This window comes from Clostridium sp. BL-8 (assembly GCF_002006495.1).
In the GTDB taxonomy this organism is placed as follows: domain Bacteria; phylum Bacillota; class Clostridia; order Clostridiales; family Clostridiaceae; genus Clostridium.
Genome location: NZ_LZZL01000018.1, coordinates 34941 through 49973, shown reverse-complemented (window position 1 = coordinate 49973; position 15033 = coordinate 34941). Strand labels below are relative to the sequence as shown.

15 protein-coding genes are annotated in these 15033 nt (G+C 29.5%); 13 read left to right on the top strand and 2 right to left on the bottom strand.

Features of this window, described 5'->3' with window-relative positions; genetic code table 11:
• The first annotated feature begins 161 nt into the window (after positions 1 to 161).
• From CLOBL_RS08355 to CLOBL_RS08305, 11 genes are all read left to right on the top strand, one after another.
• On the top strand, positions 162 to 1097 hold the full coding sequence (locus tag CLOBL_RS08355; RefSeq protein ID WP_077858600.1) for a M14 family metallopeptidase: 936 nt from the start codon (positions 162 to 164) through the stop codon (positions 1095 to 1097).
• Positions 1094 to 2029, top strand: coding sequence for a M14 family metallopeptidase (locus tag CLOBL_RS08350; RefSeq protein WP_077858599.1), 936 nt, complete (start codon positions 1094 to 1096; stop codon positions 2027 to 2029). Before CLOBL_RS08355 ends, CLOBL_RS08350 begins: the two co-directional genes overlap by 4 nt.
• Positions 2030 to 2264: 235 nt before the next feature.
• Positions 2265 to 2636: a GntR family transcriptional regulator gene (locus CLOBL_RS08345; protein ID WP_077858598.1), complete on the top strand. Its 372-nt coding sequence runs from the start codon at positions 2265 to 2267 to the stop codon at positions 2634 to 2636.
• 72 nt (positions 2637 to 2708) lie between these two features.
• Positions 2709 to 3566 (top strand): ABC transporter ATP-binding protein, encoded by an 858-nt coding sequence (locus tag CLOBL_RS08340; protein ID WP_077858597.1) that lies wholly within the window; start codon positions 2709 to 2711, stop codon positions 3564 to 3566.
• Between the two features lie 109 nt (positions 3567 to 3675).
• Positions 3676 to 4335, top strand: coding sequence for an ABC-2 transporter permease (locus CLOBL_RS08335; RefSeq protein WP_077858596.1), 660 nt, complete (start codon positions 3676 to 3678; stop codon positions 4333 to 4335).
• Positions 4336 to 4338: 3 nt separating this feature from the next.
• Positions 4339 to 5007: an ABC-2 transporter permease gene (locus tag CLOBL_RS08330; RefSeq protein WP_077858595.1), complete on the top strand. Its 669-nt coding sequence runs from the start codon at positions 4339 to 4341 to the stop codon at positions 5005 to 5007.
• A gap of 199 nt (positions 5008 to 5206) precedes the next feature.
• Positions 5207 to 6181: a hypothetical protein gene (locus CLOBL_RS08325; RefSeq protein WP_077858594.1), complete on the top strand. Its 975-nt coding sequence runs from the start codon at positions 5207 to 5209 to the stop codon at positions 6179 to 6181.
• Between the two features lie 315 nt (positions 6182 to 6496).
• On the top strand, positions 6497 to 7294 hold the full coding sequence (locus tag CLOBL_RS08320) for a phosphocholine cytidylyltransferase family protein (protein ID WP_077858593.1): 798 nt from the start codon (positions 6497 to 6499) through the stop codon (positions 7292 to 7294).
• 38 nt (positions 7295 to 7332) lie between these two features.
• On the top strand, positions 7333 to 8631 hold the full coding sequence (aepX, locus tag CLOBL_RS08315; RefSeq protein WP_077858592.1) for a phosphoenolpyruvate mutase: 1299 nt from the start codon (positions 7333 to 7335) through the stop codon (positions 8629 to 8631).
• Between the two features lie 434 nt (positions 8632 to 9065).
• Positions 9066 to 10199: a phosphonopyruvate decarboxylase gene (aepY, locus tag CLOBL_RS08310; RefSeq protein WP_077858591.1), complete on the top strand. Its 1134-nt coding sequence runs from the start codon at positions 9066 to 9068 to the stop codon at positions 10197 to 10199.
• 13 nt (positions 10200 to 10212) lie between these two features.
• Positions 10213 to 11355: a 2-aminoethylphosphonate aminotransferase gene (locus CLOBL_RS08305; protein ID WP_077858590.1), complete on the top strand. Its 1143-nt coding sequence runs from the start codon at positions 10213 to 10215 to the stop codon at positions 11353 to 11355.
• Between the two features lie 145 nt (positions 11356 to 11500).
• On the opposite strand, the gene CLOBL_RS08300 is transcribed toward CLOBL_RS08305, so the two are convergent.
• Both CLOBL_RS08300 and CLOBL_RS08295 read right to left on the bottom strand, forming a co-directional pair.
• A complete protein-coding gene (locus CLOBL_RS08300; protein WP_077858589.1) occupies positions 11501 to 12304 on the bottom strand; it encodes a metal ABC transporter permease in 804 nt (267 codons plus the stop codon).
• A 25-nt stretch (positions 12305 to 12329) separates the two neighbouring features.
• Positions 12330 to 13001, bottom strand: coding sequence for a metal ABC transporter ATP-binding protein (locus tag CLOBL_RS08295; RefSeq protein ID WP_077858588.1), 672 nt, complete (start codon positions 12999 to 13001; stop codon positions 12330 to 12332).
• A gap of 197 nt (positions 13002 to 13198) precedes the next feature.
• Between CLOBL_RS08295 and dltA the strand changes: the two genes are divergently transcribed.
• Together dltA and dltC are read left to right on the top strand one after the other, a co-directional pair.
• On the top strand, positions 13199 to 14713 hold the full coding sequence (gene dltA, locus CLOBL_RS08290) for a D-alanine--poly(phosphoribitol) ligase subunit DltA (protein WP_077858587.1): 1515 nt from the start codon (positions 13199 to 13201) through the stop codon (positions 14711 to 14713).
• Positions 14714 to 14742: 29 nt separating this feature from the next.
• Positions 14743 to 14973, top strand: coding sequence for a D-alanine--poly(phosphoribitol) ligase subunit DltC (dltC, locus tag CLOBL_RS08285; RefSeq protein ID WP_077858586.1), 231 nt, complete (start codon positions 14743 to 14745; stop codon positions 14971 to 14973).
• The last annotated feature ends 60 nt before the right edge of the window (positions 14974 to 15033 follow it).

The following is a 15033-nucleotide window of genomic DNA, read 5'->3' as shown; positions in this document are numbered from 1 at the left end:
GTGAGAGTCTTTGCTTCTTTATTTATATTAGAAGAAAACTTTTTTACAAATAATTAAATTTGTTGTAGAGTTTTTTCAATAAAAATGACTAAATGATAAAAACTCAGATGTTTATTAAAAGGGAATAAATAAAATGAGTTGTTGAGCTTATGGAGGTAAATATGGTAGAAACGGTAGTATCTTTAAGATTATCAGTTGATGAAAATTTAATAATTAAGAAAAATAGGCTGATTCCGGAAAAAGTTAATGGAAAAGAAAAACGAATATGTATTATTACAGGGCTTCATGGAGATGAGCTTGAAGGACAATATGTATGCTATAAGTTAATAAAAGAAATACAAGAAAACAAAGAATATTTGAACGGGATAGTAGATATATATCCATCGCTAAATCCACTTGGAATAGATACAATCCATAGAGGTATGCCTACATTTGATTTAGACATGAATAGGGTGTTCCCGGGATCTGAAAGCGGAGCTATGGCTGAACATGTTGCGGCTAAGATTATTGAAGATATAGGAAGAGCAGACATGTGTATAGATCTGCATGCAAGCAATATATTTTTGAGAGAAGTGCCACAAGTTAGAATAAGTGAAAATATGAAGGACAAATTAATACCTTATGCAAAGTTATTAAATATGGATTTCATATGGGTACAGCCAGAAGCAACCGTTTTAGAATCAACACTAACATATAATTTAAATAATAGAAATATACCAACACTGCTTGTAGAAATGGGAGTTGGTATGCGAATCACAAAAGAATATGGAGATCAATTGGTAGATGGAATATTTAAATTAATGAAAGAATTAGGTATTTGGACTGGAGAAGTGGCTTCTGTAAGGGAGCCTATCGTATCTGCTGAAAAAGAAGTGAATTTTGTAAATGCAAATACATCAGGAACATTTATGCCTTGCGTAAGACATTTAGCAGAAATAAAGAAAGGTGAGGAAATTGGTGAGATATTTAATTCATTAACTGGTGAAATACATGAAAAGGTTGTTTCACCTTGTGATGGAGTAATATTTACATTGAGAGAATATCCAGTGGTTTATGAAGGTTCTCTTATTGCCAGGGTACTTGGAGGTGCAAAATGAGGAAGGAGATAATATATACGTTAAAATCACCCCATAGGGATGACATGAGAATTACAGGATATAAATTCGGAAAGGGTGAAAAAACAGCTTGCATAGTAGGGGCGATAAGAGGTAATGAAATACAGCAGTTATATACTTGTTCTCAATTAATTAAAACATTAACTAAGTTAGAGCAGAGGGGAGCAATTTCAAAAGATCGTGAAATTCTTGTAATTCCGTGTGTAAATCCTCATTCTATGAATATAGGAAAAAGATTTTGGACAATGGATAATACTGATATTAATAGAATGTTCCCAGGGCAGCAAAATGGGGAAACAACTCAAAGGATTGCAAGTGGCGTTTTTGAGCAGGTAAAAGAGTATCCTTATGGAATTCAATTTACAAGTTTTTATATGCCAGGTGATTTTATACCTCATATAAGGATGATGGAGACAGGGTATCAAAGCCCGAGTCTTGCAAATTTATTTGGCCTTCAATATGTTATAATTCGTAAGCCTAAGCCATATGATACCATGACATTAAATTATAACTGGCAGATGTGGGAGGCAAGCGCCTTCTCATTATATACAAATGCTACGGACCAAATTGATGAAGTTTCAGCTAAACATGCAGTTGTCGCTGTTTTAAGATTTTTGACAAGGATGGGTGTAATAAAATATAGCAGCCATAGTGGATATATTGCAAGTGTATTGAAGGAAGATGATCTTCTTTCTGTTAAAACTACATCAGGAGGTATCTATAGAAGACTGAAAAATCCAGGTGATGGTGTAGAACGAGGAGATGTCCTTGGAGAAATAATTCATCCTTACGAGGGTGAGGTTATAGAAAAAATAATATCTCCTACAGATGGAATAATATTTTTTGCCCATAAATCACCTCTAGTCATGGAAAATGTTGTTGCCTACAAGATAATTAGACGGCTTCATGAATAAAAAACTACAGTATAACTATTATAAACAGTTTTGGGAATCTTAATTCTGTTTATAATAGTTATTTTTTTGTTCTCTAAAAAATTGTATTAAAGCTAAATCGATAGGTAACTCGTGCAATGAGTTATTTTGTTTAGGTTTTACTTTGTAGTAAAAAATAAAAGGTGTTGACAAAACTGTTCATACTGTATATATTGTATATATACAGTATGAACACAAAGGAGGCGAAGTAATAATTTTGAAGATATTACTTTCAAATAAATCTGATTTGCCTATTTATGAGCAAATTAAATCTCAAATAAAAGAGCAAATTATATCTGGAGTTATTGCAGAAAACGAATTTTTACCATCAATAAGACAATTAGCTAAAGATCTAGGGATAAGTGTAATTACTACAACAAGAGCTTATTCAGATCTTGAAAGTGAAGGCTTTATAGCAACCCTTAGAGGAAAAGGGAGCTATGTACTTCCAAAAGATAGTGAGATGGTTAAGGAGCAATATCTAAAGAAAATAGAAGAAGCATTTATGAGCGCAATAGAAAATGGGAAATTGGCTAATATATCAAATGATGAATTAATGTTAATTTTAAAAACATTGATGGATGAATAAATGTTTTAGAAGAGTTTTTTATAGGTATGTTTAGTAAATATTATATGAAAATTGCTTAAGGAGTATAGAAATATGAATGCACTTGAAATAAAAAATTTAAATAAAAAATTTAGTGATTTTAATCTTAAAAATATAAATTTAGAATTGCCAAAAGGATATATTTTAGGATATATAGGACAAAATGGAGCAGGAAAAACTACTACAATAAAACTTATAATGAATCAATTAAAATCTGATAGCGGTAAAATAAAAATATTTGGAAAAGAATATAAAGAAGATGAAGCTGGATACAAAGACATGATAGGCTTTATTGGGGATGAATGTTATTTCCCAACAAGCTTTACGTTAAAAGATATAATTAGTACGCTTAAAGATTTCTATGATTCTTTTGATGAAGTTAAATTCAAAGAGTATGCTGATAAATGGAAGCTCCCTTATAAGAAGAAAGTCAAGGAGTTTTCAAAAGGGATGAAAGCTAAGCTATCCTTTGCAAGTGTTTTATCAAGAAATACAAGGTTACTTCTATTAGATGAGCCTACCAGCGGCCTTGATCCCGTTGTTAGAGGTGAGGTGTTAGAAATACTACAAGAGTATATTTCAGACGGAGAGAGGAGTGTTATATTTTCCACTCATATTACTAGTGATTTAGAAAAAATAACTGATTATATTTATTTTATTAATAATGGAGAGAAAGTATTATTTGATACAACAGAAAATGTACTTGAAAATCACTTAATAGTTAAAGGTGGGACAGGAGAATTAAATCCGGAAATAAAAGAAAAATTAATTGGGTATAGATGTTCAAATATTAATTTTACAGGTTTAATTAACTCAGAAGATAGAAAATATTTAGATGAAAATTTGTTGTTTGAGAAACCTTCTATGGAAGATATTATGGTCTTTTACATTAATGGTTCAAAGAAAAATTAATATAATTGAGTCAAAAAAGCTCTGCTACTTTAAAATATGACTTCTATGGAGTTATTCAGAAATATGTTATTTAATTTAGAATTTATAGAATAAAAGAGGTTTGGACATTATGAAAAATGCGATGAATTATTTAAAATTTGATTTAAGACTTACTAAGGAGGCTATAAAGTACACCGGTTTGTTAGGAATTACCTTTCATATTTTCTTCGCTTATATTGCTCATTCATATAGTTTTGGAATAGTGTATTTACTATTTATGATGGTTATTTTAGGAATGAGCCCATTTAACAGCCAGGGAAATGAAAAGAGTTTAGAAATGTACTATATGTTCCCATCTAAAGTATCAAATATGGTAATGGGAAGATTCTTGTATTTGATAGTATTTATATTAATTACATTTATGATAAGTGGCTTCACTACTTCTTATTTATATGAAATAAATAAAATTAATAAGTTGGAAGTTATTATACTTTGTTATTCAGGTTTGTTGAGCTCTATAATTTGCCTGATTCAATATCCACTTTATTACAAGTTTGGATTTGTAAGAGGAAAGATGTTATCAACAGTCATATATCTTGTACCAGCTTTTATTGTGTTTACTGTGCCAAATTTTGCACTAGATTCTGTGCGTAATACAAGCATAGAATTATATAAAAATTTCGATGTAGTATTTATATTACTATTAGCTTTAGGAGTATTTGTAACATGTTTAATTGGGTATATATCTTATTGGTTATCATGTAAGATATGTAAAGAGAAAGAGGTATAAAAGATGAAAAGAGCCATAAACTATTTTAAGCTTGATTTAAGGATGATTAAGAAAAAAAGTATGACTTTACTTATAACTTTAATAATTTTTTTAGGAATTCCTTTTATTAGTTTCTCCCGAAACTTTCATATTGAACTTATGCTTTGTTTAATTGGAAGTATTTTATTTATAGAAGAAATTCCGTTTCTTATTGAAGACAATGAAAAAAATAGTGAATATATATATAATATGTTTCCAGCAAAGATATCAGAAATGGTACTTGGTAGGTTTCTATTTTTAATTTCGATTATATTGATAATATGTGCCATTAGTGTATTTGGGATTATCTATGTATATTTTGGTGGGATTGAGAATAAAGAAACTATTATGATTTTTGGAATAATAGCAATTATATTATTAATAATAGAATTTATAGAATATGCTATATTATACAGATTACCTAAGAAGGGAATACAGGTTTTTAATATTGTTCTTATGATATTAGGCATGTCAGCTCCATGGCTGATTGTTAAATTAGTTGAGCTATCTTCGGATGGAAATAAAGAAATTATCCAAGCTGCTATTATTAATAATGGTGCTGTTATACTTATAGTAGGAATAGTAGCTTTAGGAATAGTAGCAATTTCATCATATAAGATTTCATGTAAGATTTGTGAAAGAAAAGATTTTTAGAAAATTAGAAAAGAAATAGAAAATAACAATAAAGGAAGAGATACTTATATAAAGTTAAGTATACATTAAGATAAATTTAATATTTGGTCTATAATTTATTGATAAAAAATATGTATAATAAAGATATGATGTTAATCCATTTATTAACATATATTGTGTTTTTATCATAAGATATAAGTATTTATAAGGGGAGATAGAGATGAGAATTAAAAAAACTTTAGCATTTATTATGGCAGCGGCTTTGACGGTTGGTACAATGACTGGATGTAGCCAAGCTACATTAAATTATTCAAAGGAAATCGCAAATACAGCAAAATGGGAAGCAGCAACATCAAATTTTGAAGGTACCATCGATATTAATGCACAAGGAATAAGCAAAGAAATTAAATTTACATCTACTGGGTATAAGGCTAAAGATCAATCATATGTAGATATGAAATTTATAGATCCTTCAGGTACACTTAATATTCCAGAAATTAAAGCATATAATGATGGAACTACAGCTTATATAAATAAAGGTTATTTTGAAGGTATATTTGCTTTAACAGGACAAGCAGTTCCGGAAGGAGTGGCTAATATAAAAGAAGATTATATAGGAATTGATTTAGCTTCTTCAGGAATGAATGTCAATCAGATAAAAGCATTTAGTGAACCAGATGGAATGGTCCAATTTGCTAAACTAGTATTTGGAGAAAATAATGATTTAGATTTACCATTTGTTCAAAATGGAAGAGAATATACAATTAATCTTGATGCAGATAAAACAGTGGACTTAGCTGGAAAAGCTATAAAAGCCGCAAGTAATAATTTAGATAATATAAATAGTACATTTAATATGAGATTACCCGCTGAAAGTCTTGCACAAATAAAAACTGCAGTTAATGATGCAAGCTTTGACACTCAATTAAATAATCTTAAGGAAACTTTAGCAGGATCAACTATTACTTCCAAAGAAGATTTTACAGATTCTACTTATAATGATAATTTCAATATGGATTTAAAAATCAAAAATTTTGGAACAATCTCGTTAGTTATGAAGGCCGCAAGTGCTAAGAGTGAAGTTAAGACAATAGATTTTCCAACTAGTACACTTAAAGTTACACAAGATGAGTATATAAAATTGTTAATTTCACCAAGTGTAAGTAAAGGAACAAATACAGTAAATACAAAATAGCAAAGTGAAATAAATAAGGCACATGAAAATAAATAACGAGTCCCAAATAGCCTTGCAAGTGGATTCGTTATTTATTTGATAGTGCCTTATTATTTAAGACTATACTAAATGGTTAGAAATCATTTGGTATAGTTTTTTTTGTTATTTATAAAATTGTTTATATGAACGTGTTGTTTTGAACAATGAAAGATGTTAAGATGATTTTGTTCAAAAAATGAACTTGATAATTGAATGTGAGCACTTTTATTACGATAAAAGCTTTAAAAATTATAAAGTAACAATTTTATTTTGCAAGGAGAGGGGCAGTGTAAGGTAATGAGAAAAGTAAAAATAGCTGTAATTCTGGCAGCAGGTATGGGGTCAAGATTACAGGATGTAACAAATGATATGATACCTAAAGGGCTAATAGAGATAAATGGAAAAAGCTTAGTCGAAAGGTCCGTGGAGAAATTAAGAAGTTTGGGGATAGAAAAAGTTTTTATTGTAACTGGGCATTTACATGAGTTCTATGATGAATTTGCAAAAGATAAGAAGTATATTGTAACAAGAAGAAACAGAAAGTATAAAGCTACAGGAAGTATGACATCTCTTTCGATTTTAGAAGATGAGCTAAAAGAGGACTTTTTATTGCTAGAAAGTGACTTAATATACGAAGTTTATGGTTTAATAAAGGCTTTGAATTATAAGGAAGATGATTGTATTTTATTGAGTGGAAAAACAAATTCGGGTGATGAATGTTATGTAGAAGTTAAAGATGATAATTTATATAAAATTTCTAAAAATAAAGCTGATATTCAAAATGTATATGGAGAATTAGTTGGAATCTCTAAAATATCAAAAGAATTATATAAAGAGATGCTAAAGCAATACAGAAAGTTTAATAGTGAAATATATGATTTTAGAAGCGGGGAATATTTCTTTAAAAATAGAAAAACACCAAAATATGATTACGAAAATGCAATATTTGATTCTGCTAAAAATAGAAAAGTAGGTTATTTAAAGATCGAAGATCTTGTATGGGGAGAAGTTGATGATAAGAATCATCTTGAAAGAATACAAAAGATTGTCCTTCCTAAGTTAGAAAAGAATTCAGAAGAAAAAATAATTATATAAAAAATTGTTATTAAATAAAATAGGAGAGTGTTAGAGATATGAAAACAGTTTATGTTGCTATGAGCGCCGATATAATTCATCAAGGTCATTTAAATGTACTAAATGAGGCAAGAAAATTTGGGGATATAATAGTTGGATTACATACAGATGATGTCATAAGAGGGTATTGGAGAAATCCTATAATGAAGTATGAAGAAAGAAAAGAAGTTGTAAGCAATATAAAAGGAGTTGTTTCTGTAGTGCCACAGGATAGTTTAGATCAAGTTGAAAACCTAATAAAGCTTAAACCAAACTATGTTCTTCATGGAGATGACTGGAAAGAAGGGTTTCAAAAAGATCTGAGAGAAAATGTTATAGAGGCAATAAAAGAATGGGGAGGAGAGCTTGTAGAAGTACCATATACGCAAGGTGTATCTATTTCAAAGCTAGATGAAGAGATAGCTCGAATAGGTATAACGCCTCAAATGAGAATGAAAAGTCTTAAGGAATTAATTTATTCAAAAAAACCAGTTAGAATACTTGAGGCTCATAATGGATTAACTGGATTAATAGTAGAAAAAACTAAAATTGAAAAAGATGGAAGAATAAAAGGATTTGATGGTATGTGGGTGAGTTCATTATGTGATTCAACGGCTAAGGGAAAACCGGATATAGAATTAGTGGATTTAACATCTAGAGTAAACACAATAAATGATATTTTAGAAGTTACTACTAAACCAATAATCGTTGATGGAGACACAGGTGGGCAAATTGAACATTTTGTCTATACAGTTAAAACCTTGGAAAGGCTAGGGGTATCGGCAATTATTATTGAAGATAAGACAGGCCTTAAGAAGAATTCATTATTTGGAACTGACGTTACTCAAACTCAAGATACTATAGAGCATTTCAAAAGCAAGATAAGAGCTGGAAGAGAGGCTAGGGTTACTAGCGATTTTATGATAATTTCAAGAATAGAGAGTTTAATTGCAAAGGCAGGTATGGAAGATGCAGTTAACAGGGCAAAAGCTTACATTGAAGCTGGTACCGATGGAATCATGATTCATAGCAAGGAAAAGGATGGAGAAGAAATTAGAGAATTTTGTAAAAGATATAATGAATTTGAAAATAAAGTTCCGTTAATAGTAGTTCCAACTTCATATAATTTTATGACAGAAGAGGAGCTGGTTGAATTAGGTGTCAGCGTTGTTATTTATGCGAATCATTTAATTAGAAGTGCTTATCCAGCTATGGTTAATACCGCAAAAAGTATATTAGAAAATGGAAGGTCAAAAGAAGCATCAGTGAATTGCATGCCTATAAAAGAAATTCTTACTTTAATTCCAGGCGGAAATTAAAGTATAGATATCCAATTGAGAACTTAAAATTATGTGATAACTAACCGAAATTACAAATATTTTTATTCCGAAAAACTATGAAAATATCGCTGAAGGTTCTAAGTTCCAGGTTGCATCCACATTGGCATGCTCCAACTTTCAGTTTAACAAGCTAATGAGGAACAACCTAGAACTAAGAACCTTTGACAGCTCATTTTCAAATGTTTTCTCCACAAAAATATTTATAATTTCTAGTGAAGATATCAACTTAAAGTTTAACGAGTATGGATAAGCATTACATATATAAGTTCAATTCATAGTTTGGATATCTATAGTTAACAGTAACAGTTATCAATTTATGCCCTTTATGGCATGTTGTGAACAGTTTAAAGTTAATGAATTGAAATAAATACGGACAGATCAAGTCTTATAATTGTATTTTAGGAGTGAAGTAAATGATTGATGTTAAAGAATTTTATAATGAGTTATTAAATAATGATATAGATTTTTTCACTGGAGTACCAGATTCTTTACTTAAGTCTTTTTGTGCATTTATTAAGGATAATGTTAGCGAAAGAAAGAATATAATTGCAGCAAATGAAGGAAATGCTGTTGGGCTAGCGGCAGGATACTATTTAGCAACAAAAAAAATAGGACTTGTATATATGCAAAATTCAGGAATTGGAAACGCATTGAATCCTCTTGTCTCCCTTGCTGACAAATTAGTATATAGTATACCTATGCTTTTAGTAATAGGATGGAGAGGTGAACCGGGTAAAAAAGACGAACCTCAGCATATAAAACAAGGTATAATAACTACTAAAATTTTAGATGTACTAGGAATCAAATATAAAATTATAGATAACACTATAAATAATAATGAAATGAAATTGATAGTGAAAAAAGCACATGATCATATGAAGGAAAATAATGAGCCTTATGCTTTAGTAATAAGAAAAGAGACATTTGATGAATATAAACTTAAGAGTAATCCAGTCTATGATTTTGATATTACAAGGGAAGAGGCTATAGAGATGTTAGTAACTAATATGAAGCAGAATGCAGTGGTAATATCAACAACAGGAATGGCATCTAGAGAACTATTTGAATTAAGAGAAAAATATAAGCAAGATCACAATAAAGATTTTCTAACAGTGGGTTCAATGGGACATGCATCGCAGATTGCTTTAGGCATTGCACTAAGCAAAAAAAGTAATGAAATTTATTGTATAGACGGGGATGGGGCATTGTTAATGCATCTTGGTGGATTAGCCATTATAGGAAATCAAAAACCTAAAAATTTTAAACATATTTTAATAAACAATGGCGCACATGATTCGGTTGGAGGTCAAGAAACTGTTGGATTACAAGTAGATACTGTAGCGGTTGCAAAAGCATGCGGTTATAATGAGGGCTTTTCCTGTTCTTCAAAAGTAGAATTGATAAAGTTATTAAAAGAAATAAAAGATATAGAAGGACCAGTATTTTTAGAGATTAAAGTAAAAAGAGGCTCAAGAAGAGATTTGGGGAGACCAACGTTAGCACCAATAGAAAATAAAGAAGCTTTTATGGATTTTTTGAATATTTAGTGGAGGTATTAGAGTGGAAATTAAGAGAAATATATTATTAAATCCTGGTCCTGCAACTACGACAGATACAGTGAAACTTGCTCAAGTTGTACCAGATATATGTCCAAGAGAAAAAGAATTTGGAGATGTTATGGAATATGTGTCAAAAGAACTTACTAATTTTGTAGGCTCGAATGACCAATATACAACTGTATTATTTGGAGGTTCTGGGACAGCAGCAGTGGAAGCAATCTTAAGTTCGGCGGTAGATGATAATATTATTTTAATCATAAACAACGGGGCTTATGGGAAGAGAATGTGTGAGATAGCTAAAATTTATAATTTAAACTATATAGAATTTAAAAGCTCACCAATAGAAGAGATTAAATTGGATGAATTAGAAGAGATAATAAAAAAACATAATTCAAAAGATAAGAAATCTGAGAAAACATATATAAGCCATTTAGCAGTAATCCATCATGAAACTACAACGGGATTGCTAAATGATATAAAAACTATAGGAGGAATATGTGAGAAATACGATATTGAGATGATAGTTGATGCAATGAGTTCTTTTGCAGGAATTCCTATAGATATGGAAGAGATGAACATAAAATATTTAGCTTCAAGTTCTAACAAATGTATACAAGGAATGGCTGGAATAAGTTTTGTGATAGCCAATAAGAAATCATTGGAAAAGACAAAGAATATTAAGCCTAGAAATCTATACCTTAATATGTATAAACAATATTTATATTTCATAGATAATTACCAAATGAGATTTACTCCACCAGTGCAAATTCTTTATGCTTTAAATCAAGCAATAATTGAAGCAAAGGAAGAAACGATTGAAAGCAGATATGAGAGATATAAAGCCTGCTGCAGAATATTATGGGACGGATTAGATAAGCTTAAATTAAAGAGATTGGTAAAGGATGAAGCATCATCTATGCTTTTAACTACAATCATTGAGCCACAAATTTATGACTATAATTTTAAGGATTTGCATGATTATTTATATAGTAAAGGATTTACTATATATCCAGGAAAAATATCATTCGAAAATACTTTTAGAATAGCTAATATAGGACAGATATATCCAGAAAATATGACTAAATTTATTGAGATATTAGAAGAATACTTCAGCCAGTTAAAAGTTAAGAGTTATGAGTTATGAGTTAAGGAAGAAAAGCCTACAGGCTTTTCAAAAATACATATTTCATCTTTAACTCATAACCTATAATTCATAACTCATTATTGTATGTAGTATAATCAAAAAATTACAAGTAATAATCAAGTTTGGGATTATTACTTGTAATTTTTTAAGCAATTTCATAACTGAAAAATCTTTTGAAAGTTATTGTTAATACTAATATTATAACTGATGTTAATGCTATTGTTCCACCAGGAGCACTATTTACATAATAGGAAAGAACAAGTCCAGCCATAACATCCAGTAATCCGAAAAATATTGCTAGAATCAATGTTTTTGTGAATCCTTTTTTTAACTGCATAGCTGTTGCTACGGGAACAACTATGATTGAAGATACAACTAGAATTCCCATTACCCTTATTGATAGGGAAATAGTAGCACCAACAAGCAAAGTAAAAATATAGTTTATTAATTTAACATTAATGCCAGCTGTTTTTGCAGCATTTTCATCGAAGGTTACATAAATTAATTTATTATAAAGAAATAAAAGAACTGCAAGGCAGATTGCACCGACGATTGTGATTAATAATATATCAGAGTGTGTAACGGTTAAAATACTTCCAAATAAAAATGAATCAACCTTAGCAGAAGCTTTTCCACTGCTAATTAAAATAATCGCTATTCCTAAACTCAAGGTCAAAACTATAGACATTACAAGCTCACCGTACTTTTTAAAATAAGTTCTTAAAAATTCAATAACTAAAGCACAAATGCTAGTAAATAAAAATGCGGTTAAAAGTGGATCGGTGCCAATAACAAGACCTATTGCAACTCCAGCAAAGGATGAATGAGATAATGTATCTCCAATCATTGAATAGCGCCTAAGTACAATAAAAAGTCCTATAAATGGACAAAGTATAGAAACAATAAAACCTACAATAAATGCATTTTGCATAAAACCTAATTCAAACATAAAATATTACCTTTCCAAATTACTACTATATGATCTTAGAAAATGAAGTTTCAGATTCTAAGTAGTTCTTAAAACTTTCTTTTGTGTATAAAGTTAAGATACCATCTTCTATTCTTAGAATATGTGTTGAATATTTCAGTGCAACTTTTGTATTATGTTCAACAGAAATAATAGTTTTGTTAAAATCTTTATTTAAATTTTGGAGTAATGGATAAATTTCTTTTTGACTCTTTTCGTCTACTCCAGTTGAGGGTTCATCCAAGATAATTAAATCTGGATCTCCAATTAATGCTCTTGCAATAAAAATTCGTTGTTGCTGGCCTCCTGAAAGGTTACCAATTAAATTTTTACTGAATTCGGACATATTTACTTTATTTAGAGCATCATCAACATAAGTTAAATTTCTAATTCCAATTGTCTTTGCGTGACAAGATAGAACTTCTTTAACTGTTATTGGAAATTCAGCGTTAAAATTGTCCAATCTTTGTGAAACATAAGAAACTTTATTAGTATCTAAAATGATTGATCCTGAGTCGGGTTTTAAAAGTCCCAATATAAGTTTTATTAATGTACTTTTGCAGCTTCCGTTTTCACCTAAGATAGATAAATAAACTCCTTTTGGAATATTAAGATTAATATCTTTTAATAAATCTGTTCCTTTTATATATGAAAATGATAGATTCTTTATGGTAATCAAATAATCAACTCCTTAAAACATTATTATATTATACACTTTATTGCAAATCATTTGCAATAGAAATTCATATTATAATTTGCACTAGAAAAAAAATATGGTAGAATTTATATGACACAGTAACTTAAATTATGAGAATAAAATATATCACAATTTTAATTAAATGATATTTATATAAGTGAGTTTAAGGAGAAAAGACAATGAAGATTTTGGAAGGAATAAAAAAGTATTCTAAGAGTGATAGAATTGCGCTAAAGTGTGATGGAAAAGTCATGAAATATAAAGAATTAGATGATATTTCAGAACATGTAGCCGCATTCCTATTAAAAGATTTGGGAGAGGATAGGACACCAATTATAATATATGGGAATAAAGAAAATCTAATGATGGCAGTTATGATGGCTGCGTTAAAGTCTGGAAGAGCATACATACCAATTGATATAAGCTATCCTAAGGAAAGAGTTGAAGCTATTATTAGTGAAGTTCATCCCAAAATACTTATAGATTTTAGTAAAGATAATATATTTAATGGTGTACGTATTTTAAAGGAAAAAGAAATAAATGAAATTGAACAGGAATATCAAGGCTATGAAGTTGATAGGATGAGCTGGGTAAAAGAAGATGAAAGTGCTTATATTTTATTTACTTCCGGAAGTACTGGAAAGCCAAAAGGAGTACAAATAAGTAGTAATAATTTAGACAATTTTGTTGAATGGATAGCAGAATATTTAAAGCTTGATGAAAGTGAAGAAGTATTTATGAATCAAGCTGCATACTCTTTTGATCTATCAGTAACATCAATTTATCCAGGATTATGCTACGGAAAAACATTGCATGGGTATTCAAAAGAAACCCTTTCAAATTTAAAGAATATGTTTAATGACATGAGAGAATCAGAAATAAACATTTGGGTATCAACACCATCTTTTGCAGGAATGTGTGTCGTAGAAGAAGATTTTAATTCGAAAATGCTACCTGGTTTAAAGGCTATGGTATTTGTAGGAGAAGTATTGCCTAAACCATTATGTGAAGAACTTTTAAACAGATTCCCAGAAACAAGGATTGTAAATGGATATGGCCCAACGGAAGCAACAGTTGCAGTTAGTGCAAATGATATGAATAAAGAACTATTACTTAAAGAAGGTAGTTTACCTATTGGATACCCTATGAAAACTTCTGTTGTAAAGATTGTTGATGAAGATGGAAATGTATTAGGCGACGGAGAAAAAGGCGAAATTATAATTGTAGGGCCTAGTGTAAGTAAAGGCTATTTCAAAAACGAAGAAATGACAGAAAAAGCATTTTTCTATGATAATTATAATGGAAGTGAATGCAGAGCCTATAGAACTGGGGACTTAGGATACTATGTAGATGGAAATTTATATTATTGTGGTAGAAAAGACTTTCAAATAAAACTTAATGGGTATAGAATCGAAATAGAAGATATAGAAAATAATTTAGTAAAGGTTAGTAATATTAAGAATGCAGCAGTAGTTCCAATTTATAAGGAAGAAAAAATAGCATATCTTACAGCTTTTGTTGAATTAAAAGAAGATAATGGGCTAAGTGGATTGAAAAATGGAATAGCAATAAAAAAGGAGCTAAGTAAATTCATTCCTTCATACATGGTTCCGAGAAATGTAAAAATTGTAAAACAATTTCCTACTAATGTTAATGGAAAAATTGATAGAAAAAAATTATTAGAGAATATATAAGTTATATAAATGCAAAGGAGTATATTATTATGAAAGAAAAAGTGCTAGAAATATTTATTGAAGTTACAGGAAATGACGAGATTTCAGAAGATTTAGATTTAAATCTTTTTGATGCAGGACTTTTGGACTCATTAGCAATAATTGAAGTGTTACTTCAATTAGAAGAAAAGCTAGGAATAAAATTGCAGCCTACTGATTTAGAAAGAGAAGATATGTCAACAGTTAATAAGTTAACTGCATTCTTAGAAAATAGAAAATAAATTGTGATTTATAGATAAACAATTGCAAACATATAAATAAATTTATAGAATAAAGCTATA

Bases quoted from the DNA above. Each gene is read 5' to 3' on its own strand.
- CLOBL_RS08355 (WP_077858600.1), top strand. From the start codon at position 162: ATGGTAGAAACGGTAGTATCTTTAAGATTATCAGTTGATGAAAATTTA.
- CLOBL_RS08350 (WP_077858599.1), top strand. From the start codon at position 1,094: ATGAGGAAGGAGATAATATATACGTTAAAATCACCCCATAGGGATGAC.
- CLOBL_RS08340 (WP_077858597.1), top strand. From the start codon at position 2,709: ATGAATGCACTTGAAATAAAAAATTTAAATAAAAAATTTAGTGATTTT.
- CLOBL_RS08335 (WP_077858596.1), top strand. From the start codon at position 3,676: ATGAAAAATGCGATGAATTATTTAAAATTTGATTTAAGACTTACTAAG.
- CLOBL_RS08330 (WP_077858595.1), top strand. From the start codon at position 4,339: ATGAAAAGAGCCATAAACTATTTTAAGCTTGATTTAAGGATGATTAAG.
- CLOBL_RS08325 (WP_077858594.1), top strand. From the start codon at position 5,207: ATGAGAATTAAAAAAACTTTAGCATTTATTATGGCAGCGGCTTTGACG.
- CLOBL_RS08320 (WP_077858593.1), top strand. From the start codon at position 6,497: ATGAGAAAAGTAAAAATAGCTGTAATTCTGGCAGCAGGTATGGGGTCA.
- aepX (WP_077858592.1), top strand. From the start codon at position 7,333: ATGAAAACAGTTTATGTTGCTATGAGCGCCGATATAATTCATCAAGGT.
- aepY (WP_077858591.1), top strand. From the start codon at position 9,066: ATGATTGATGTTAAAGAATTTTATAATGAGTTATTAAATAATGATATA.
- CLOBL_RS08300 (WP_077858589.1), bottom strand. From the start codon at position 12,304: ATGTTTGAATTAGGTTTTATGCAAAATGCATTTATTGTAGGTTTTATT.
- dltA (WP_077858587.1), top strand. From the start codon at position 13,199: ATGAAGATTTTGGAAGGAATAAAAAAGTATTCTAAGAGTGATAGAATT.
- dltC (WP_077858586.1), top strand. From the start codon at position 14,743: ATGAAAGAAAAAGTGCTAGAAATATTTATTGAAGTTACAGGAAATGAC.